Genomic DNA, 21965 nt, shown 5'->3' with positions numbered 1-21965 from the left:
CCTGCAGGCACGGTGGAGCGACTCTCGACCTCTCCGGCGGGCTCGACCGAGGCGCTACCGCCGGTCGATCCCCGGTCCATCGGGGCGGCGCAGCGTGCCCGCATGACAGTGACCGATCGGACACGGGACTCGGCTTCCCCACCCGGCAGGCGCGGCACCGGCCGTCGGCTGCCCCTCGTCCTCGCCGCCTGCTGCCTGGGCCAGTTCATGAACGTGCTGGACGCCTCGGTGGTGAACGTGGCGCTGCCCGTCATCGCGGACGACCTGCACTTCGACGAGCACAACCTCCAGCTCGTGAACAACGCCTACACGGTGGTGGTCTGCGGCTTCCTGCTGCTCGGGGGCAGACTGGCCGACCTCTTCGGCCAGCGCCGCGTCCTCCTCTTCGGCGTGGGCCTGTTCACCCTGGCCAGCGTGGTCGGGGGAGCCGCGGACGCACCGGTGACCCTGGTGCTCGCCCGCGCCTTCCAGGGCCTCGGAGCAGCCGTCATGGCGCCTGCCACGCTCACCGTGCTGGGCACCACCTTCACCGAACCGGCGGCACGCGCGCGGGCGTTCGGCTGGTGGAGCGCCGTCTCCGGGGCCGCCGGAGCGATCGGGGTGCTGGCCGGCGGTGTGATCATCCAGTGGTTCTCATGGCGCTGGATCTTCCTGGTCAACGCGCCGATCGGACTCGTCCTGTTCGCCACGGTCCGCTGGGTCGTGCCGGAGACCCGCCCCCGCCGGACGGGCACGGGAAGCGGGCTCGACCTGCCCGGCGCGCTGACGGTCACCCTCGGCCTCATGGCCTCCGTGTACGGCGTGGCCGAGTCCCATGTGTACGGCTGGGGCTCCGCCCGGGTGCTCGGCCCGCTGCTGAGCGGTCTGGCGCTGCTCGCGGCGTTCCTGGTGATCCAGGCGAGGTTCGCGAAGAATCCCCTCGTCCCGCTCGGCGTCTTCCGCAACCGTTCGGTCGCCGCCGCCAACCTGGTGGCCTTCTTCGGTATCGCGGCCCTCTTCAGCACGTTCTACTTCTTCACCCTGGTCCTCCAGCAGGTGCTCCACTACAGCCCGCTGCGCACGGGGCTGAGCTACCTCCCCCTCTCGCTCGGCATCGCGCTGGGCGGCTGGGGCGTCGCCTCCCTGGTGCCCAGGGCCGGCCCGCGCCCGATCCTGCTCGGGGGCCTCGCGCTCTCCGGCACGGCGCTGTTCTGGCTCTCCGCGCTGCACGCCGGATCGACCTACACCGGCGACGTCCTCGTGCCCGCCACCCTGCTCGGCCTCGGCATGGGCGCCGTGCTCAACGCCACGACGAACGCCGCCACGGCCGGGCTCCCCGCACATCAGGCCGGCCTGGCCTCGGGACTGCTCAACACCACGCGGCAGCTCGGCAGTGCCGTCGGCCTGGTGACCCTGGCCGCCCTGTCCGCGGCGCGCATCGACGCCCGGGCGGCGGAAGGCGCCGCACGCACCGACACGCTCGCCTCCGGATACGGCCTGGCCCTCACCGGAGCCGGGATCCTCGCCGTCGCGGGGCTGGTGGCGGCACTCTTCGTGCCGGTCCGGAAGCAGTCCAGTTCCCCTCGAGGCGACACCGAGAAGGTGGCAGCCTGACGAGAACGGAGGTTCGCGGTGGTGAGCGAGTTCCACACACAGCGACTGCGATGGTCGCCCGCACCCGACAAGGACCCGGTCGAGCACGCGACGATCGAGGTGCCCCGCGACTACACCGACCCGGAGGGCGAGCGGATCACGCTCGCACTCAGCCGCCGCCGCGCCACCGATCCGGCGCGGCGGCGTGGTGTGCTCCTGGCGGTCGACGGAGGCCCCGGCGGTGACTGGGGCCAGGGCCGGGACCTGCCCGACCGTTACGCCGGCACGCCGTTGCAGGAGGTCTACGACCTGATCGGCTTCGACCCGCGGGGCATCGGCGATTCCACCCGGCTCCACGCCGAAGTCGCCGTCCCCGCACAGCCCTTCGACTCCCGTCCGCCGGACGGCGCCTTCGCCGGACTGGCCGAGGACATGCGGCTGCGCGAGGAGGCCTGCGCGCGGGGCGGCGGGGAACTGCGCCCGCACATCAGCACCCGTAACACCGCCCGGGACATGGACGTGATCCGTGCGGTGCTGGGTGAGGAGAGGATCAGCTTCGTCGGCTACGCGTACGGCGCCTACGTGGGCGCCGTCTACGGCAGCCTCTTCCCCGGCGGCCTGGACCGGCTGGTGCTGGACTCCTGCGTGGGCCCGCACTGGACGTGGCGCGAGCAGTTCCTCCAGCAGGGGGACGCGGTGCGGCGCAACGTCGACCTGTGGGCGCGGTGGGCCGGCCTGCGGCACGGCAGCTTCGGGCTCGGGGCATCGGCCGAGCAGGTGCTCACCACCGTCGAGGAGGCGGTCACCGCTCTGGAGGCGCTGCCCGAGGACGCCGTACGGCTGCGGACCCTGTTCGACGGGGCCGTGGGCAACCGGGCGGCCGACCGCGGACAGTGGGCCAGGCTCGCCGTCCTGGTCGCCGGTGTGCGCCGGGCGGCGGGCGAGGGCGACCCGGACGCCTGCCGGGAACTGCTCGCCGAACAGGGCACATGGCGGCCAGCGGACGCCGAGGGCGATCTGCGCATCGGCGTCCTGGAGGCCATCACGCTGGAGCATTCCTGGCCGTCGGACCTGGAGGTCTACTACCAGGACATGCGGGAGTTCCGGAAACGCTTCCCGTACGGCTACGGGGTCCTGCGGGCCTCGCCGTGGGTAGGGGCCTTCCGTGCCTTCGAGGCACCCGAGGAGCCGGTCGCGCTGACCCGCGACGGCTATCCGACGGGCCTGGTCGTGCAGGCCGACGGTGACCCCATGGACCACTACGACGGCGGGGTGGCCATGGCCGAGCTGCTCGGCCACCACCTGCTCACGGTCGAGGACTCCGGGGAACACGAGGTGTACGTGCTCGGGGGCAACCCGCACGTGGACGCCGTGGTCCACCGGTACCTGGTCGACGGCACGCTGCCGCCGGCGCGCTCCTCCTGCCCGGGCAGGACCCCGCGTCCGGACATCCCGGCGGACGTGTAGGCACGCGGCACCACGAACGCCCGGCCGGGCCGCCCGGCCGGGCGTTCGTGGTACCGCGCCGGTCCTGCCGGCCGGCGTCCGTACCTCCCCCGGTGCACGGCGGAGGGCGGCGCCGTCACCGTTCGACGGCACCGCCCTCGTCGTTCGCGCCGGCACGCGGTCGGCGCCGTCCGGTCACCAGGTGACCGGCAGCTCCCACAGGCCGTAGATGACGGCGCCTTCCTTGCGGGGGATGTCCAGGAAGGGCTTGGCCAGCTTGAGTGTCGGAACGCGCTGGAACAGCTTGCTCCAGACGATCTCGAGCTCCAGACGGGCCAGGTCCGCGCCGATGCAGTGGTGGACGCCGTGCCCGAAGCCGAGGTGCTTGCGGCTGCCGCGCCGGATGTCGAGCTTCTCCGGCTCGGGGAACACGTCCGGGTCGCGGTTGGCGGCGAGGCCCAGGCAGAGGATGCCGTCGCCCTTGCGGATGACCTGGCCGGCCACCTCGATGTCCTCCAGGGCGACCCGCGGCACGGCGGTGTCGCCGATGGTCGCGAAGCGCACCAGCTCCTCCACGGCGGGCTTGACCAGCGAGGGGTCGTTGATCAGGAGTTCCAGCTGGTCGGGGTTCTCCAGCAGGCAGGCCGTGCCGAGCGAGATCTGGCTGGCGGTCGTCTCGTGACCGCCGTTCATCAGCAGCCGGACCATGTTGAACAGATCCCGGTCGGTGTACTCCTCGCCGGAGGCCTCGTAATCGGCCATGGCCCGGCTGAGGAGGTCCTCGCCGGGCTCCTTCTTCTTCAGCTGGATCAGCTCGCTGATGTACGCGTTCACCTCGACGATCGCGGCCTGCCGCTCCTCGGTGGAGCTGTGCCCGCCGAGCAGCGCGGTGCCGTGCTTGATGAAGAACTCGTGCTGGTCCTGCGGGATGCCGAGCAGTTCGCAGATCACCGTCATGGGCACGGCGAGCGAGAAGATCCGGTGGAAGTCGGCCGGTGCCTCCGACGCGAGCAGTTGGTCCAGGTGATCGTCGACGATCTCCTCGATGCGCGGCCGCAGCCGCTGGACCTGGCGGTGGGTGAAGGTGAGCGCGGCCTTGCGCCGGGTGTTGCTGTGGGCCTGGCCGTCGTAACCGATGAACGAGGTCTCGGTGCGGTACTCCGGTGGTGCGACGAAGTAGAAGGGGAAGTTGTCGTGTCTGCGGGATGCGCTCAGTCGCGGGTCGGTGAGCAGCTCGCGTATCGTCCGATACCCCGTCACCGTCCATATGCGCAGGCCGGAACCGTCCAGCGTGACCTGCGAGACGTCCTTCTCGATCATGTCGGTGTAGGCCCGCGGGGGAGTGAACGGGCACTGGCGCTTGTACGGGAACGTCTCCGCCTCCGCCTCGGCGGGGGCAGCTGACTCGAGGTCACTGATGGTCACAGGGGATCGATCCTCTCCGGTCCGTGAAGGTCATGACACGCGGGTGGTGCGACGCACGGCTGTGCGGCTGTTCCTGCGGTGCGCGGGTGGAGACGTACGGCGCTCAGCGTGCTGCCACGTCCATGCCGCCGTCCAGGGTGAGGATCTGCCCGGTGACGAGCGAGTCGGAAGGTTCCGCGAGGCGGGTCACCCAGGTGGCGATCTCGTCGGCCTCGGCGATCCGGCCGAGCGGCACGGACTGCGCGACACCGGCGAAAAGCCCCTCCACCTGCTCCGGCGAGAGGCCGTTGGCCAGGTAGGCCTCGGTGCGTACGAAGCCGGGGGCGACGGCGTTGACCCGGATGCCCTGCGGGGCCAGCTCGGACGCCCAGCTGCGGGTGAAGCTGTGCACGGCCGCCTTGCTCGCCGAGTACAGCGAGCTCTCCGGGCCGGGGTTGTGCCCGCCCCGGCTGGACACCAGCACGATGCTGCCGCCGGGGGTGCGCAGCAGCGGGAGCAGTTGGCGGGTGAGCAGCACCGGTCCCAGGACGTTGGTGTCCAGGACCTCACGCGCGGTGTCGGTGTCCAGGGCGGCGAGAGGGGTGAAGCGGAAGACGCCCGCGTTGTGCACCAGGACGTCCAGCGCGCCGCCGTGGTCCTTCACGGCGGCGGCGACGGCCTCCGCCCCGGCCTGGGTGGTCACATCGGCGGTGACGGGCACGACGGCCGGATGCTGGGCGGCGACTTCGGCGAGCCGATCCTCGCGGCGGCCGGTGATGATGACGGTACGGGCGCCGAGGCCGGCGAAGGCCAGGGAGGAGGCCCGGCCGATGCCGGTGCCTCCTCCGGTGACGACGACGGTGCGATCGGCAAAAAGCTGGTCCGACATGGGAGTTCCCTCTCTCGGCCGGTGGGTGCGGGCGGGGCGGCGGGGGCCGGGTCGCCAGTACACCGAACCGGGCTGGGGCGCCGGTCGAGTGGACGCGGAGCGTCCGCCGGGACGCTCAGGGAAGCGGTGCGAACACGGTCTCGGCCGACGAGCGGTCCGCCGCCGCGAAGGAGAGCAGACGCCCGCCCTCCTCGGCGAGTTCGTCCCGCGCCGCGCGGGGCAGTGGCGCGAAGGGCTGAAGGACCAGCCGGGCGGCCCCGCGCTCCCGGTCGATGCGCCACATCCCGGCGACGAACCCGTCCACCAGGAAGGTGGGCCTGATCAGTCCGTTCCGGGTGAAGACGTGCCTGCGCCGCTCCTCGGAGATGATGCGGGAGCGGTCGGCGTGCGACAGCAGGATGTTGTCGAAGTCCGGCAGGAAGCGCACCGGCGCCGGGGTGCCGGCCTCGGGCCTCGGCGCGTCGGGGAGGTCGTACAGCGTGTGCCCCTCGCTGTCGCGGAACACCCGCAGGCGCGAGCCGAGCCGCCCGACGACGGAGGCCAGCCGGGTCATGCCGGACCACGTCTGCATGTCCTTGACGGAGGCGGGCCCGAAGGCCCCCAGATACCGCTCGACCACGGCGCCCGCGTCGGGAGCCGTGTCCGGTTCCCGGCCGAGCCAGGCCGCCGCCGTGGTGTGGGCGGCCCGGCCGCTCTCGCCCCACAGGCCGCGGGGCGGCACCTGGACCAGGGGCACGAGGTTGCGCACGACGTTGGCCAGCGCGAACGCGTCGCGGTCCGGCCACCGCTCCGCGAGCCGGGTGCCCAGCGCACCCAGGGTCAGGGCCTCCTTCTCCAGGGTCTCCACGCCCAGCGCCACGACCTCGGCGAGGTCCAGCCCCGCCAGCTTCCGCCCGAACGTGCCGCTCAGTGAACGCTCCAGCGACGCGGCGAGCACCGGCCGCAGCCGCCGGCAGTCCCGGGCGGAGACCAGGTGGATGGTCCCGCGCATCAGCACCAGCCGTACGACCGACCGGCCGCGGACCTCGTCGGACAGGTCCGCGGCCCGGAAGCCCGCCAGCCGGGTCCACAGGCCGATGTACGGCGGGTCGGGCGCCTGGGCCTGCATGCCGACCAGGTGTTCCACCGCCTCGACGGCGCCCGTCTGTGCACGTTCCAGGAGTAACTGACGTGCCAGCAGAGCACGGTTGAGCTGTCTGCGGTCCAGTACGTCCGGGCCCGGTGCGGCCATGACCGTCCTCTTCTGAAGGGTGCGGGTGGGAGGAGTCCGTCGAGGGGGAGCGAGGCGGGTCCGTGCGCCGTGGTGCGCGGACACGCGGCGACGCCGTCGGTGCCCCGGGTCCGTGGGACCCGGACACCGACGGCGTCCTCGGCCGGCCGTGCGGGGGCGTGTCAGCCGCCGAGCCTGACCAGGACCGTGCCACTGTAGCGACGGGCCAGCAGGTCCACGAAGGCCTGGGGAAGCGCGGGGACCCCGCCCTCCACCACGGTGTGCGGGAAGACGATCTTCTCCTGCGCGAGCCACGCGCCGAACCGGGCGTTCCAGCCGTCGATCTGGTCCGGAGTGTGCATCGTGGCGAAGCCACGCAGCGTGAGGTCCTTGGTGATCGCCGACATCAGGGGCAGCCGGGGGCTGCCGCCGTCGTCGCCGTGCTGGCCGGCCAGCACCCCGCACAGGGCGATACGCGCACCGCGGGAGGCGACCTGCACGGCCGCCTCGAACTGATCGCCGCCTACGTTGTCGAACACCACGTCCACGCCGTCGGGAGCCAGCTCGGCCAGCTGTCGGGCCACCGGACCGTCGTGGTAGTCGAAGGCCGCGTCGAAGCCGACCTCCTGCACCAGGAAGTCGATCTTCTCCTTGGAGCCGGTGCTGCCGATGACCTTCGCCGCGCCGTGCAGCTTGGCGATCTGGCCGGCCAGCGCACCGACGCCGTTGGTGGCGCCGGAGACGAAGACGACGTCGCTCTCCTTCACCTGCGCGGTCTCCGCCATGCCGTGCCACGCGGTCGGGCCCTGGGACAGGAAGTACTCGGAGGACGGCAGCAGGGAGCGGTCGCGCCGGAAGAACTCGTGGGCGGTCCCCACGGCGTAGTCGCGCCAGCCGGAGAAGTGCTCCACCAGGTCACCGACGGCGAGATCGGAGCTGTGGGAGCGTACGACCGTCCCGACGGTCCGGCCCCACATGGCGACACCCGGCTGGAACACCGGGATCGGCAGAGTGGTGTGCGGATTCATCTGGTCCCGGGCGACGGATCCCAGGGCCATCCAGTCGTTACGGACGACGACCTGGCCCTCGCCGGGCTCGGCGAGCTCCGACTCGGCGAGTTCGAAGTGGTCGAGGGTCACCTCGCCCTCGGGATAGGAGGCCAGGCGGACCTCCCGGCTGGTCGCCGGCAGCTGATCGGTGGTCATGCGGTGCTCCTTCGCAGGTGGAGGGGAAGACGGGACAGGTTGTGGTTGACGTCACCTGCACGCCAGGGCAGTTCGGACTCCGGCACGGCGAGACGGGCGTCGGGGAAACGGCGGGTCATCTCCTCCAGGGCCACGCCCAGTTCGAGCCGGGCCAGGGGGGCGCCCAGACACCGGTGGATGCCGTGCCCGAACGCGAGATGCGGATTGCCGGAGCGGCCGAAGTCGGGCCGCGCACCCTCCGGGAAGACGTCCGGGTCGCGGTTGGCCGTCACGAAGGCGAGGAACACCGCGTCACCGGCGGGCACCGTGGTCCCGCCGATCCTCACGTCCTCCAGGGCGATGCGGGGCAGGCCCGAGGTGTCGTTGCCGTTCAGATTGACGACGCGCAGCAACTCCTCGACGGCGGCCGGGACCTCCCGCGGCTCCTCGCCCAGCCTGCGCCACACCTCGGGATGCCGGGCGAGCAGCAGGGCGGTGAAGTTCCCGATCTGGCCCGCCGACGAGTCGAAGCCGGCACCCAGCAGGGTGAAACCGAGGCCGACGAGCTCGTCGAAGGAGAGCCGGTCCTCGCCGGAGCGTGCGGAGGCCAGCGCCGACAGCACGTCGTCGGCGGGCTCGCCGAGACGGGCCGCGACCAGCTCCGCGATGTAGCCGCCGAGCAGCCTGCCGCCCTCGGCGGACTCCTCCTCGGGGGCCGAGACGTCCGCGAAGCGGCGTACCCAGGAATGGAACCGGTCCCGGTCGGCCTCCGGGACCCCCAGCAGCTCACAGATGACGGTCATCGCCAGCGGGGCCGCGAAACCGGCCACCAGATCGGCGGGTCCGCCGTCCGCCTCCTTCTCCAGGGTGTCCAGCAGTCTCCCCGCCACCTCCCGCACCCGCGGGCGCATCGCCTCGACGCGGTCCGGGGAGAACGCCTGCGAGGCGAGGTCCCTCAGCCGGGTGTGGTCCGGCGGGTCCAGCGAGACGATCATCCCCGGCGGGGCCTGGAACAGCCCGCTGAACCGGGGGGCCTCGAGCGCGTAGGCGGCCGCCCGGCTGAAGCGGGGGTCCTCCAGCACGGCCCGTACGTCCGCGTGGCGGGTCACCAGCCAGGCGTGACCGCCTCCGGTCCAGTCGACGCGCAGGACGGGCCGCTCGGCGGCGAGCCGTGCCAGGAGCGGGGCGGGACCGTCGTAACCGGAACCAGGGAAGGGGAAGCCGGGCAGCTCACCGTGAGCGCCGACGGGGCAGGAACTCATCTCGACACCTCCTCGGTCGTCCGGTCAGCGCAACGGCCGGAAGAAGGAACGCAGCTCGTCCACGAGCAGCTCCGGCTGCTCCAGCGCGGGGAAGTGGCCGCCGCGCTCGTGGTCGGTCCACCGGCGCAGATCGGTGAACCGGTGCTCGCACCAGGCGCGCGGCATCCGCGCGTCACGGGGGAAGACCGAGCAGGCCGTGGGGACGTCCACCCGGTCGAGCGCCATCTTGTTGTGGCTCTCCCAGTAGATCCGCGAGGAGGAGGCGCCGGTCCCCGCCAGCCAGGCCAGCGTGACGGCGTCCAGCAGGCGATCGGCGGGGATCACCTTCTCCAGGTCCCCGTCGTGGTCGCTCCAGGCCCAGTACTTCTCCACCATCCAGGCCAGCTGGGCCACGGGGGAGTCGGTGAGCCCGTAACCGAGGGTCTGGGGACGGGTGGACTGGACGGCCGAGTACCCGCCCTCGTTCTGCTGGAACTCCTTGAGCGCGGCCAGCCCCGCCAGGTCGCGGGCGTCGAGCTCCACCTGCTCCTGGGGCGGCCGGGCGAACGGCATCACCAGGTGGATGCCCATCAGGTGCCGTGCGTCGGAGGTGCCCAGCGCACCGGTGAGGAACGAGCCCCAGTCCACGCCGTGCGCCGCGTACCGCTCGTAGCCGAGGCGGGCCATCAGCTCCGCCCAGGCCGCGGCCGTGCGTTCGAGCGTCCATCCGGTGGCGGCGGGCTTGTCGCTGAACGCGTACCCCGGCAGGGAGGGACAGACCACGTGGAAGGCGTCGGCCGGGTCCTCCGGGTCGGTCAGCGGTCCGATCAGCTCCAGGAACTCCACGACCGAGCCGGGCCAGCCGTGGCTGAGCAGAAGGGGTACCGCCCGCGGATGCGGTGAGCGCACGTGCAGGAAGTGGACGCCCAGGCCGTCGATCTCGGTCCGGTACTGCGGGAGGGCGTTCAGCCGTGCCTCGGTGGCACGCCAGTCGTACGTGGTGCGCCAGCGTTCGGCCAGGTCGCGCACGTAGTCCAGCGGGACGCCCTGCGACCAGTCGTCCACCGTCTCGGCCTCGGGCCACCGGGTGCGGGCAAGACGGTCCCTGAGGTCGTCGAGGTCCGCCTCGGGAAACGCGACGCGGAAGGGCGTGAGTGCCGTACTCATGCGGGGTTTCCTCCAGGCTGTGCGGGGCCGGTGCGGGTGACGCCGTGCGCCGGGACGCTACGGACCGTTCCTCGAGGGGGGCTGGAACCCGCCGGCCGCCGCAGCCGCTCCGCTCCGCCTCCTGCCGTACGCGAGCCGGGATCCCCACCCTTCGAGCCCACCGACCGGTGACCAGGAGGAGCAGCGATGACCCCATCCACCGCGGCCGGACCGCTGCAGGGCCTCAAGGTGGTCGAGCTCTCGGCGATCGGGCCCGTCCCCTTCGCCTGCATGATGTTCGCCGACCTGGGCGCCGACGTGCTGAGGGTCGAACGGGCGGACGGCCGGCGGTCCTTCGCCGACTGGCACCGGGAACTCGACCGGGGCAGGAGGACGGTCGCCCTCGACCTCAAGGACCCGGCCGGCACCGAGGAGCTGCTGCGGCGCGTGGAAGGCGCCGATGTGCTCGTCGAGGGGTTCCGACCCCAGGTCGCCGAGCGGCTGGGCATCGGTCCCGAGCCCTGCATGCGGCGCAATCCCCGGCTCGTCTACGCCCGGATGACGGGCTGGGGACAGGACGGACCGCTCGCACTCACTCCGGGCCACGACATCAACTACCTCGCTCTGACCGGTGCGTTGTACGCGACCGGCCAGGCGGGCGGGCCTCCCGTACCCCCGGTGAACCTGCTGGGCGACTTCGGCGGCGGGGCGATGTACCTGGTCACGGGTGTGCTCGCGGCTCTGCACGAGCGCCGGACCTCCGGGCGCGGCCAGATCGTCGACGTCTCGATCGTGGACGGTGTGAACAGCCTGCTGGGCATGGTCGTCGCGATGGCGGACGTTCGGCAGTGGCGCCACGAGCGGGGTGTGAACCTGCTCGACGGCGGTGCGCCGTTCTACACCTGCTACGCCTGTGCCGACGGCGGTCACGTCGCCGTCGGCGCCCTGGAGGACCGCTTCTACGCAGCCCTCCTGGACGTCCTGGGACTCGACCCCGCGTTGCTCCCGGACCGGTCGGACCCGGACGACTGGCCCGCTCTGCGGCGGGTGTTCGCCGACCGGTTCCTGCGCCACGACCGGGACACCTGGGCCCGCCGCTTCGAGGGTACGGAGGCCTGCGTCACCCCCGTACTGCGCGTCGACGAAGCCGCGCAGCACCCGCACCAGCGGGCCCGGGGCAGCGCTCCCGCCGCCCCCGCACCACGGTTCAGCCGCACTCCGGCGGTACTCCACCGGCAACCGGCCTCCTGAGACCCGCCTCAGCACCGCTTCCGTCTCCGAGCGGCGGCTCCGAACGGCATCACGCCGTGTCCGGAGCCGCCGCTTTCCCGCGCCCCGCTGTGCCGTCCGCACGGCCACAGCGGGGGTCGACCTGGGCTCCAGTGGTCCTCCGTGCGCCCGCCCGACCCTGGGGACCACAGCCGGAGAAGCCGGCCACCGCCGACGGACGACCCGGCCGGCCGGCACACACCAGACAGAGGGAGCGGTGATGGCTGAGCAGAGCTTCCAGCTGTACGACACGACCCTGCGCGACGGCACCCAGCAGGAGGGCATGGTGCTGACGGTGGAGGACAAGCTCGCCGTCGCACGCCGCCTCGACGACCTCGGCGTCGGATTCATCGAGGGCGGCTGGCCGGGTGCCGTACCCAAGGACACCGAGTTCTTCCGCCGCGCCCGCACCGAACTCGACCTCAAGAACGCCCGGCTCGCCGCCTTCGGCGCCACCCGGAGGCCCGGCGTCTCCGCCTCCCTCGACCCGCAGGTACGCGCTCTGCTGGAGGCCGAGACCCCGGTGGTGACTCTCGTCGCCAAGAGCCACACCGGGCATGTGCGCAACGCCCTGCGCACGACGCTCGCCGAGAACCTCTCGATGATCAGCGGCACGGTGCGGCACCTGGTGCACGCCGGCCGGCGGGTCTTCGTCGACGCCGAGCACTACTTCGACGGATACCACCTCAACCGCGAGTACGCGCTCGCGGTCGTACGCGCCGCAGCCGAGGCCGGTGCCGAGACCGTCGTCCTGTGCGACACCAACGGAGGCTCCCTGCCCGACGAGGTGCGCGCCGTCGTCACCGAGACCCTCGCCCTGACCGGCGTACAGCTCGGCGTCCACTGCCACAACGACACCGGATGCGCCGTCGCCAACACCATGGCCGCGATCGACGCCGGAGTCGTCCAGGCCCAGGGCACCGCCCACGGCTACGGCGAACGGTGCGGCAACGCCGACCTGTTCACCGTGATCGCCAACCTCGTGCTCAAGCGCGGCCGGGAGGTCGTCCCGCTGGAGAGACTGCGGGGGCTGGCCGCCACCGGCCGGGCCGTCACCGAGCTGACCCAGGTGCCCGTGAGCGGTGCCGCGCCCTACATCGGCGGCTCGGCCTTCACCCACAAGGCGGGACTGCACGCCTCCGCGCTGCGGGTCGATCCCGACCTCTACCAGCACACCACCCCCGAGCTGGTCGGCAACACGATGCGCACCCTCGTCTCCGACATGGGCGGCCGCTCCTCGATCGAGCTCAAGGCCCGCGAACTGGGTTACGACATCGAAGCGGGCTCCGAGGAGGTGGCCCGCGCGGCGACCCGGGTGAAGGAGCTGGAGAACCGCGGATACAGCTTCGAGTCCGCCGACGCCTCCTTCGCGCTGCTGCTGCGCGAGGAACTCGAAGGGGGCCCGGGCACCCGCCCGTTCGAGGTGGAGTCGTGGTCCGTCGGCGTCTTCGGCGTACCCAGCGGCGAGGTCCGCACCGAGGCCACCGTGCGGCTGACGGTCCAGGGCCGCGGCGTCACCGCGACCGGCCACGGCAACGGCCCCGTCAACGCGCTGGACACCGCACTGCACACAGCCCTGGACCCCTGCTTCCCGGCCCTGGCCCGACTCGAACTGGTCGACTACCGGGTGCGGGTCCTCAGCGGAGAGACCGGCAGCGGCGCCGCCGCCCGGGTGCTCATCTCCTACCGGGACGGGGAGCGCCGCTGGGGCACCGTCGGCGTGGACGGCAACACGACCGCGGCCAGCTGGCAGGCGCTCCTGGACGCCGTCCACTACGTCCTGCTCGACGGGCCGCCCGGCCGGGTCGCGGACGCCCCGACCCTGGCCGCCACGGGCTGAGCCCCGACCTCTCCTGGAGTGACAGTGCGTCTGGAAGACGTCTACATAAGAGGGACCTCCACCCGGCTCCCCTCCCGCATCCCGGTCGCCGACGCCGTCGCGTCCGGGGCCTGCCCACCCCGGGTGGCAGCGTCCACCGGCATGGAGTCCGTGGCCCACTCGCCCCACGAGTCGGCCGCGGAGATGGCCGCCGCCGCGGCCCGGACCGCGCTGGAGCGGGCCGGCACCCACGGCGGTGACGTCGATCTGCTGCTGCACGCGGACACCTACCACCAGGGCCAGGACCTGTGGCCGGTCGCCTCCTACATCCAGCGTGAGGCGCTCGGCAACACCTGCCAGGCCGTCGAGATCCGGCAGATGTCCAACGGCGGGCTCGCCGCACTCGACCTGGCCACCGCCTACCTCACGGCCGGCCACGGGCACAGCGACGCACTGCTCACCACCGCCGACCGCTTCTGCGCCCCGGGCATCGACCGCTGGAACACCGACCCCGGTACCCCCTACGCGGACGGTGCCACCGCACTCGTCCTCTCCCGGCGGGGCGGTTTCGCCCGGCTGGTCTCACTCGCCCTGCACGCCGACCCGGAGCTGGAGCCGCTGCACCGCGGCGACGACCCGTTCACCACGGCCCCGTTCGGCCACCGGATGCCCGTCGACTTCGAGGCGGCCAAACGTGCCTTCGTCGGCCGGGTCGGCATCTCCTACGCCATCACCCGGTCGCACAACGGCCAGCAGACGGTGATCAAGGAGGCCCTTGCCGACGCCGGTTCCGATCTCGCCGACGCCGACTGGGTGGTGCTGCCGCACTTCGGCCGCCGCCGGCTGGACGCCATCTACCACAAGCCGTTCGGCATCGACCCCGCCCGCACCACGTGGGACTGGAACCGGACCGTCGGGCACCTCGGCGCCGGCGACCAGTTCGCGGGCCTGGACCATCTGACCGTTTCCGGCCGGGCCCGCCCCGGCGACCGGATCGTCCTGGTCAGCGTGGGCGCCGGTTACAGCTGGGGGTGTGCCGTCGTCGACGTTCTCGAACAACCCGACTGGGCCGCCGCTTAGCCGGGTCCACCGTTTCTCCAGTTCCGCTCGAGCACTTCATGTCAGCCTTGTGATCCGCCCTGCTGCGGACTGTTCGAAGGGTAGGTTTGCCGTGGCGCCGACCGCTACGTCCGAGACCGAAGCACTCCACGTCACTGAGCACTCCGTCACCGTGGCCGCCTCCGCCGCCGCCGTCTACGCACTCGTGGCCGATGTCACCGGGTGGCCCCAGGTGTTCGGTCCCACCGTGCACGTCGAGGTACTGGAGGAGGCCCCCGCCGACGGCGGTGACCAGCTCCTGCGCATCTGGGCCGTCGCCGGCGACAAGGTCCGCACCTGGACCTCCCGCCGCTTCCTGGACCCGGCCGCCCGCACCATCACCTTCCGGCAGGTAGTCACCGCCGCGCCGGTCGCCGCGATGGGAGGCGAGTGGCGGATCCAGGAGCTCGAGGACGGCACCACCCGGGTCACGCTCCTCCACGACTACCGGGCCGTGGACGGCGACCCGGCCGCCGAGGAGCTCATCGAGCGTGCCGTCGACACCAACAGCCGTGCCGAGCTCCTCGCCCTCAAGAACACGGCCGAGCAGGGCGACGCCCGCGAGGAACTCCACTTCACCTTCAGCGACTCCGAGACCGTCTTCGGTGCCGCCGGCGACGTCTACGCCTTCCTGGAGCGTGCCGACCTCTGGCCCGAGCGGCTGCCGCACGTGGCGCGGCTCGACCTCACGGAGGACGAGCCGGGTATCCAGCACATGGACATGGACACCCGCAGCCCGGACGGCTCGACACACAACACCACCTCGGTCCGGGTCTGCTTCGAGGACCGCGACGTCATCGTCTACAAACAGCTCCGGGTACCGGTCGCCATGGCCGGGCACACGGGCCGCTGGGTGATCGAGTCGCTGGGGGACGGCACCGTCAGGGCCACCTCGTGGCACACCGTGACCCTGGACCCGGAGGGCGTACGGACCGCCCTCGGCCCCGAAGCCACCCTCGCCGAGGCCCGCGCCCTGGTGCGCAGGAGCCTCGGGACGAACAGTTCCACCACTTTGCGTCATGCCAAGCAGTTCGCGGAGGAAGCGCGTGCACAACAGCCGTAGCCCGGACACCCCTCTCACGGTGGTCAACCGGTTCGAGGTCAAGGGCGACACCGAGCGGTTCGAGCGTGAGTTCAGGGACCACTCCCAGTTCCTGCGCAGACGCGAGGACTTCGACTTCCTCGTCACCGTCCAACTCGTCGAGCGCCCCGAGGTCTACGTGCACCTCGGGCACTGGCGGACCACGAGAGGCTTCCTGGACACCGTCCACGACGACACCTTCCAGGCCCACGTCAGACAGCTGGGCCCGCTCGTCGACACCGAGGTGGACCAAGCCGTCAGCGTGGCGCGGGTGCTGAGGGCGGACGCGGTGGTCGGCGCGGCGAACGTGCTCCTCACCCGGGCGCGGGTCTTCGGTGACCGGGCGGTGTTCGAGCGGTACTTCGCCGAGTCGGGCGAGCACTTCGCGCGGCTCGGCGGCTTCGGCGGCAGCGATCTGCTGCGGTCCACCCTCCGTCCCGACACGTACACCGGTCTGTACTGGTGGCAGGAGGCCGAGGACTGCGAACGTGCCCTGGCCGACGGCGGGCATGCCGCGCTCACCGCGCGGATGCGGCGGACCGCGGACATCGTCGTGGAGCGCACCCGTCACGTGGCCTACGAACGCGTCCTGATCTGACACCACCCCGACCTGCGTCACCGGAGCCGAGGGCCGCGGGCCCCGTCCCCCCATGGCATCCCTGGCCATGAGCCGGACAGGATCCCGTCCTCGGCTCCGGCACGTCCCGGGCACGAGCCCGCTTCGAGCAGGTGCGAGCACTCTGGAGCCATGGCGAATCCGATGCGTATCACGGTGGTCCGCGGCCGGCCGGACGAGGCGGAGCTGGCGGCGGTCACCGCCGTGCTGCTCGCCCTGGTCCGGCGTTCCGGGGAACCGGACGAGGAGACCAGGACGGCCTACGCGGGATGGACCGTCAAGCGTGGCGGCCACCGGCCCGCGGTCACCTGGACCGCACCGTGAAACGGACTTCGCCGTACATCCGAGGGCGGGACCGGGAAGCCCTCACGGGCCCCCCGCCCCGCCGACAGCAGAGCCAGCCGTGGACCGTCCCGTCGGACGGCGCCACGACACGGGAGGGGGAGGCGTGAACGGTCACCAGACTTTTACGGCACACATCCAGGCCCAGGCCGCCGGCACGCCGGACCGGGAGGCCCTCGTCCTCCTCACCGAGCGGGACGGGGAACTGCGCCCGCGGACCGTCGGCTACGGGGAGCTGGACCGTGCGGCGCGCACGCTGGCCGCCGCGCTGCGCCGCCACGTGGCGCCGGGGGAGCGGGTGCTGCTCGCGCACCGCTCCCGCGCGCTGTTCGTCACCGGCTTCCTGGCCTGTCTGTACGCGGGAGCGGTCGCCGTCCCCGTCGCCCCGCCCGGGGGCCGCGGCCACCACGACGACCGGATCGCGGGCATCGTCAAGGACTCCGCCGCCGCGTGCGTCCTCACCTCCACCTCCGAGGCGGCGGAGGTCTCCCAGCTGCTCGCGCGCACCGGGCACGGCGACGTCGTCTGCCTCCTGGCCGACGGACCGGCGGCGTCCACGGCCGACGGGTCCTGGGAACCCTTCGCGGCCACCCCGGACACGGTCGCCTATCTGCAGTACACCTCGGGGTCCACCCGCGATCCGCGGGGCGTGGTCGTCACCCACCGGAGTCTGCTGGCCAACCAGCGCGCCATCGCCGACGCGCTCGGCACCCGGCCGGGGATCCGGATGGGCGGCTGGCTGCCGCTCCATCACGACATGGGGCTCGTCGGCCAGCTGCTGCACGCCCTGTGGCTCGGGGGCACCGCCGTGCTCATGACCCCGGGCTCGTTCGTGAAACGCCCCGCGCACTGGCTGGAGACCGTGTCGCGCTACGGGCTGACCGTCAGCGGGGCGCCGGACTTCGCGTACGAGCTCTGCGTGCGCCGGATCAACGACTCCCAGCTCGCGGCCCTGGACCTGTCGCACTGGGAGGTCGCCGTCAACGGAGGTGAACCCGTCACCCCCGCCGTCCTCTCGGAGTTCGCCGAGCGCTTCGCCCCGGCAGGACTGAGGCCGGGAGCGCTCACAGCCTGCTACGGGCTCGCCGAGGCGACCCTCCTCGTCTCCGGTACGCCCACCGCGCCGGCCGCGGCCACCCGCACCGTCGACGCCGCAGCCCTCGAGGCCGGACTGCTCGCCGCCCCCGCCGGACGGAGCCGGATCCTCGCGCACTGCGGGCTCGCCGCCTCCGCGGAGCTGCGCATCGTCGACCCGGAGACCCGCCGTGCGCTGCCGGACGGCCGGATCGGCGAGATATGGGTCCGCAGCGAGAGCGTCGGCCCCGGCTACTGGGCCCGCCCCGCCGAGACCGCGGCGGCTTTCGACTGCCGGATCGAGGGAGGTGACGGCGGCTATCTCCGTACGGGTGACCTCGGCGCACTGAGCGAGGGACTCCTCCACGTCACCGGCCGGCTCAAGGACATGATCGTCGTCGCCGGGCGCAATCTCTATCCGCAGGACCTGGAACGCACGGTCCAGCAGGTCAGCGGGCTCTTCGGCGCCGCCACCGCGTTCGCGGTGCCCGGCGACCGCGAACGCGTCGTCGTCGTACAGGAACTGCGCGCACGCAGCCGGTACGACATCGACCTGGCGGCTCTCGCGACCGCCGTCCAGAGACGGCTGAGCGAGGAGTACGAGATCCGGACCTCCGGAGTGCTGCTCGTGCGCCCCGGAACCGTACGCCGGACGACGAGCGGCAAGGTGGAGCGGGCCGCCATGCGACGGCTTTTCCTGCGCGGCGAACTGACCCCGCTGCACCAGCGGATCGAGCCGGAGATCGAGGAACTGCTCGCCACCGGGAGGCAGCGATGACCACCACCGAAGAGCGGATCGACGCCCTGGAGCTGGCGTTCGGGCCCCTCGACGACACATCCAACCCGCTCGGCACCGTCGGCCTGCTCGCCGCCGACGCGGCGGGCCGAGTGCTTCCCGAGGCGGAGCGGGTGCTGGACGCGTTCGACCTCAACGCCGAGTTCGTCCCCGCGGACGTGGGCGGCCGGCTGGAGCGTATGGACATGCTCGGCCGCCTCCTGAGGCCCGTGTTCCGGCGCGACGCCTCGCTCGGCTTCGGCTACGGACTCAACTGCTTCTTCGCCACCGCCCCGGTCTGGACCGCGGGCGACCCGGAGCAGCGAAGGCACGCCGCCCGGCTGCTCCTGGACGGCCGGCGCGTGGCCGTCGCCCGGCACGAGGTCGCGCACGGCAACGACTTCGTGCGCGACGAGTTCACCGCACGTCCCGTCCCCGGCGGGATGGTCCTCGACGGCAGCAAGTCCGCCATCGCCAACGCCTCCCGAGCCACCGGCCTGGTCATCTTCGCCCGCACGGAGGGAGCGGCGCGCGGCCGCAGCCACACCGTCCTGCTCCTCGACCGCGACGAGCTGCCCGCCGGCCGGGTCGAGGACCTGGCCCGGCGGACCACGACGGGGATGCGCAGCGCGGAGTTCGGTGGACTGCGGATCACCGACTGCCCCGTACCCAGGGATGCGGTGCTCGGCGCCGTCGGCGACGGATACGAACTGTCACTGCGCTCCTCGCTGCTCATCCGGGGGCTGATCCCGTCCATCGTGCTGGCCGGGGCGGACACCGCGCTGCGCACCGTCGCCCGGTTCGCCGGCCGCACGCGGGCCGACGGCCGTTCGTCCCTGGACGTGCAGCACGTACGCGATGTGATCACCGGCGGGTTCCTCGACCTGCTGGTCATCGACTGCCTCGCCCTGGTCGCGACCAGGGCGCTGCACCTGCTGCCCCGTCAGATGAGCGCCTACGCGGCGGCCGCCGCCTATCTGGCACCCAAACTGGTGGCCGAGAGCATGGACGAGATGTCCTCGGTCCTGGGTGAGGAGACGTTCGCCCAGGACGGCGCGTACGGCATGTTCCAGAAGCAGCGGCGGGATCTGCCCGTGACCTCGCTGGGCCACGCGGGCAGCGCCGGACGGCAGGTCAGCATCCTCCCCCAGCTGCCGTACTTCGCCCGGCACGCCTGGTTCGCCGATCCGGAGCCGCCTCCCGGGCTGTTCCGCCCGCACGATCCCCTTCCACCGCTGGACCTGTCCCAGCCCGCACTGCTCGGGGACGGCGACCCGCTCGCCGCCACCCTGGTCGCCTGCACCGACCTGCTCGAGTCCGCCGGGGGCCCGGGCGAGGAGAGGGAGGGTTCGCCGCTGCGCTTTCTGGCCAGGGCGCTCACGGGGGAGCTCGTCGAGCTGAAGAAGGCGTTCGAGAAGATGCCCGAGGGCGACCGGGAGGCGCTGTCCAGCCCGTACAGCTTCGGCCTCGCCGACCGCTACACCCTGGTCCTCGCGGGAGCCGCGTCGCTCGGGGTGTGGCGCGAGCAGCGGCACGCCCCGCCCGGGCGCGTCGACTCCTTCCTGGCGGATCCCGCCTGGGCCACCGCGGTGCTGTACCGGCTCGTCAGACGGCTGGGGCTCCCGTTGCCCGACCGTCCGGACGACTGCGAACGGCTGGTGCTGGACGAGGCCATGGCGCGGTTGCACAACCGCCGCAGCTACGACCTCTACAGCTCGCCGCTCGCCTGACCACCACCCCGGGCCCCGCCCCACAGCCGAACAGGGAGTACCCCCATGCAGGACCAGCCCCCCCGCGCGCAGGACGACTTCGCCGTGGCCCACCGTGAATGGCTCACGGAACGGGTCGCCCACTACCTCGGCCGGCCGGTGGACGACACCACCTCCCTCGCGGAGGAGGGCCTCGACTCGGTGGCCGGCCTCAGCCTCTACGGCGACATCGAGGAGGAGTTCGGCTCGCTGATCGAGCCCGAGGACATCTGGGCGTACCCCACCCTGCGGCAGCTCGCGGACTTCCTGGCGATGCGGGACGTGAACCAGGGCGGCAGCAAGGTCCGTGCCGCGTTCGTCTTCACCGGCCAGGGCTCCCAGCACCCCGGGATGACGTCCGGCCTCTACCTGAACTCCACCGGCTACCGCGCCTTCCTCGACGAGGCGGACGCCGCGATCATGCCGTGGACCAAGCAGTCCGTCGTGAAGCTGATCCTCGCCGACGACCCGGCCGTCCACCGCACCGCGCTGACCCAGCCCGCCCTGTTCGCCGTCGAGTACGCGCTGGCCCGGACCCTGGAGGAGGCCGGGGTGCGCCCGGTGGCCGTCCTCGGTCACGGCATCGGGGAGTTCGCGGCCGCCACCGTCGCCGGGGCGCTCACCCTGGCCGACGCCGCGAAGCTGGTGTCGATGCGGGGGGCCTTCATGCAGTACCTGCCACCCGGCGGCGGAATGATGGCCACCTGCGTCACGCCGTACGAGGCCGCCGAACTCGTCGCCGCCGAACCCGAGGTGGGCATCAGCGCCATCAACGCGGCGAAGGCGATCGTGCTCTCCGGCGACCGTGTCGCGCTGGAGCGGATCGAGGCCCGGCTCGCCGACCGCGGGATCCGCTGCCGGCACCTGGCCGTGTCGCACGCCTTCCACTCGCCGCTGATGGCTCCCGTGGTGGCCAAGTTCGAGGCGATCGTCCGGCGGATGCCCGGCGGAGCAGCCCGAGTGCCGTTCTACTCGACGGTCCACGGCCGGCTCACCACCGAGCCGCTGTACGCGCCGTACTGGACCGAGCAGATCTCCGCGCCCGTCCGGTTCGCCGACGCGGCGCGCGGCCTGCTCGCGCAGCAGGCGCCCACACACGTCGTCGAGATCGGCCCGCGGGCCGTGCTCACCCCGTATCTGCGGCGGATGGGCGGCGGCCTGCGCGGTCCCGTCTGCCTGCCCGTGTGCCAGGGGCCGGCGAGCGACGCCGTGGACCTGGCAGGGGTGATCTCCGCTCTCGACGCCGGGCCGCTCGCCGCGGCCCTCTCCGGAGCCTGAGGTGAGGGAGCGGGTGGGACGCCTGCTGCGTGCCGAAGGTCCCGACGGGCCCTGGGACGGACTCCACGAGGAACTGCTCCTCGCCGGCAGCGTCGTGCTGTACGCGACGATGCCCGCCTGGCTGCCGCGGGACGGTACGGAGGCGGAGCTGCGCCGCCGGCTGGGCCGGGACTGGCGCAGGTACGAAACCCTCACCCAGCCACGCCTGCGGGACCGGTTCGTGGCCTCCCGGCTGTTTCTGCGGCAGGCCGCGGCTGTCGCCCTGCGGACCGCCCCGGACCTGGTGGACCTGGCGTACCAGCCCGGCGGGCGCCCCTACGTGCGCGGCTGCGACCAGATCGACGTCAGCCTCAGCCACACCGAGGAGATGATGGTCGTCGGCATCACCCGGCGGGGCCGCATCGGCGTCGACGTGGAGCGCGCCGACCGGCGGCTCGCCCACACCGGTTCCGAGCGCCAGGCGTGCACCCCGTACGAGAAGGAGCGGCTGGACGCCGGGGGTGAGGAGGCGCGCAACGACACCATGGTGCGTCTCTGGACGCTCAAGGAGGCGTACAGCAAGGCCCTGGGACAGGGCCTGCGCTTCCGGTTCACCGAATTCGGCTTCGCCCTGGACGGCGGGAGCACCCGGCTGGTGCGGCCGGACGGCTCGCCTGTGCCCGGTGGTGAGTGGCAGTTCGTCACCTGCCCGGCGGGCGAGGGGTACGTCGTCAGCGTGGCGGTGTGCGACACCGGCTTCGGCGAACTGTCGGACCTGTCGGTGGGGACCACCC

General features: G+C 72.6%; 17 protein-coding genes and 1 pseudogene. 12 read left to right on the top strand and 6 right to left on the bottom strand.

The window, feature by feature from the left end:
- The first annotated feature begins 102 nt into the window (after positions 1-102).
- Together ACFYSH_RS06490 and ACFYSH_RS06485 are read left to right on the top strand one after the other, a co-directional pair.
- Positions 103-1593: an MFS transporter gene (locus ACFYSH_RS06490; RefSeq protein ID WP_388751157.1), complete on the top strand. Its 1491-nt coding sequence runs from the start codon at positions 103-105 to the stop codon at positions 1591-1593.
- 21 nt (positions 1594-1614) lie between these two features.
- Positions 1615-3039, top strand: coding sequence for an alpha/beta fold hydrolase (locus ACFYSH_RS06485; RefSeq protein ID WP_388751155.1), 1425 nt, complete (start codon positions 1615-1617; stop codon positions 3037-3039).
- A gap of 174 nt (positions 3040-3213) precedes the next feature.
- On the opposite strand, the gene ACFYSH_RS06480 is transcribed toward ACFYSH_RS06485, so the two are convergent.
- From ACFYSH_RS06480 to ACFYSH_RS06455, 6 genes are all read right to left on the bottom strand, one after another.
- Positions 3214-4443: a cytochrome P450 gene (locus tag ACFYSH_RS06480; RefSeq protein ID WP_359472651.1), complete on the bottom strand. Its 1230-nt coding sequence runs from the start codon at positions 4441-4443 to the stop codon at positions 3214-3216.
- 103 nt (positions 4444-4546) lie between these two features.
- Entirely contained in the window at positions 4547-5311 is a 765-nt protein-coding gene (locus ACFYSH_RS06475; protein WP_388751153.1) for an SDR family NAD(P)-dependent oxidoreductase, read from the bottom strand.
- A 115-nt stretch (positions 5312-5426) separates the two neighbouring features.
- Complete coding sequence (locus ACFYSH_RS06470; protein ID WP_359472655.1) at positions 5427-6542, bottom strand: winged helix DNA-binding domain-containing protein; 1116 nt, start codon at positions 6540-6542, stop codon at positions 5427-5429.
- A 161-nt stretch (positions 6543-6703) separates the two neighbouring features.
- Complete coding sequence (locus ACFYSH_RS06465; RefSeq protein ID WP_388751151.1) at positions 6704-7726, bottom strand: zinc-binding dehydrogenase; 1023 nt, start codon at positions 7724-7726, stop codon at positions 6704-6706.
- On the bottom strand, positions 7723-8967 hold the full coding sequence (locus ACFYSH_RS06460; protein ID WP_388751149.1) for a cytochrome P450: 1245 nt from the start codon (positions 8965-8967) through the stop codon (positions 7723-7725). The genes ACFYSH_RS06465 and ACFYSH_RS06460 overlap by 4 nt, the downstream gene beginning before the upstream one ends.
- Positions 8968-8991: 24 nt before the next feature.
- Positions 8992-10113 carry an epoxide hydrolase family protein gene (locus tag ACFYSH_RS06455; protein ID WP_359472663.1) on the bottom strand — a complete coding sequence of 374 codons (1122 nt, stop codon included), beginning with the start codon at positions 10111-10113 and terminating at the stop codon, positions 8992-8994.
- A gap of 186 nt (positions 10114-10299) precedes the next feature.
- Between ACFYSH_RS06455 and ACFYSH_RS06450 the strand changes: the two genes are divergently transcribed.
- The 10 genes and pseudogenes from ACFYSH_RS06450 to ACFYSH_RS06405 all read left to right on the top strand — a co-directional run.
- Positions 10300-11343, top strand: a complete 1044-nt coding sequence (locus ACFYSH_RS06450; protein ID WP_388751146.1) for a CaiB/BaiF CoA transferase family protein — start codon at positions 10300-10302, stop codon at positions 11341-11343.
- 238 nt (positions 11344-11581) lie between these two features.
- Entirely contained in the window at positions 11582-13201 is a 1620-nt protein-coding gene (cimA, locus tag ACFYSH_RS06445; protein WP_388751144.1) for a citramalate synthase, read from the top strand.
- Between the two features lie 24 nt (positions 13202-13225).
- Positions 13226-14260 (top strand): ketoacyl-ACP synthase III family protein, encoded by a 1035-nt coding sequence (locus ACFYSH_RS06440; protein ID WP_359472669.1) that lies wholly within the window; start codon positions 13226-13228, stop codon positions 14258-14260.
- Between the two features lie 91 nt (positions 14261-14351).
- Positions 14352-15341 (top strand): aromatase/cyclase, encoded by a 990-nt coding sequence (locus tag ACFYSH_RS06435; protein ID WP_388751142.1) that lies wholly within the window; start codon positions 14352-14354, stop codon positions 15339-15341.
- Entirely contained in the window at positions 15325-15957 is a 633-nt protein-coding gene (locus tag ACFYSH_RS06430; RefSeq protein ID WP_359472673.1) for a hypothetical protein, read from the top strand. Before ACFYSH_RS06435 ends, ACFYSH_RS06430 begins: the two co-directional genes overlap by 17 nt.
- Before the next feature lie 150 nt (positions 15958-16107).
- Positions 16108-16299 (top strand): acyl-CoA carboxylase subunit epsilon, encoded by a 192-nt coding sequence (locus ACFYSH_RS06425; protein WP_388751140.1) that lies wholly within the window; start codon positions 16108-16110, stop codon positions 16297-16299.
- A gap of 124 nt (positions 16300-16423) precedes the next feature.
- The gene (locus ACFYSH_RS06420) at positions 16424-18169 is read left to right on the top strand and encodes a fatty acyl-AMP ligase (protein WP_359472677.1); all 1746 of its coding nucleotides are present in this window, start codon (positions 16424-16426) and stop codon (positions 18167-18169) included.
- Positions 18166-19896 (top strand): acyl-CoA dehydrogenase, encoded by a 1731-nt coding sequence (locus tag ACFYSH_RS06415; RefSeq protein WP_388751138.1) that lies wholly within the window; start codon positions 18166-18168, stop codon positions 19894-19896. Before ACFYSH_RS06420 ends, ACFYSH_RS06415 begins: the two co-directional genes overlap by 4 nt.
- Before the next feature lie 45 nt (positions 19897-19941).
- The gene (locus tag ACFYSH_RS06410) at positions 19942-21192 is read left to right on the top strand and encodes an acyltransferase domain-containing protein (protein ID WP_359472682.1); all 1251 of its coding nucleotides are present in this window, start codon (positions 19942-19944) and stop codon (positions 21190-21192) included.
- Between the two features lie 109 nt (positions 21193-21301).
- Positions 21302-21895 (top strand): annotated as a pseudogene (locus ACFYSH_RS06405) (4'-phosphopantetheinyl transferase family protein); the annotation flags it as partial.
- Between the last annotated feature and the right edge of the window lie 70 nt (positions 21896-21965).

The organism is Streptomyces sp. NPDC005791 (genome assembly GCF_042871485.1).
Classification (GTDB): Bacteria; Actinomycetota; Actinomycetes; order Streptomycetales; family Streptomycetaceae; genus Streptomyces.
Note: the sequence above shows the minus strand (reverse complement) of the source record. Positions and strands in the feature narration are given on the sequence as shown.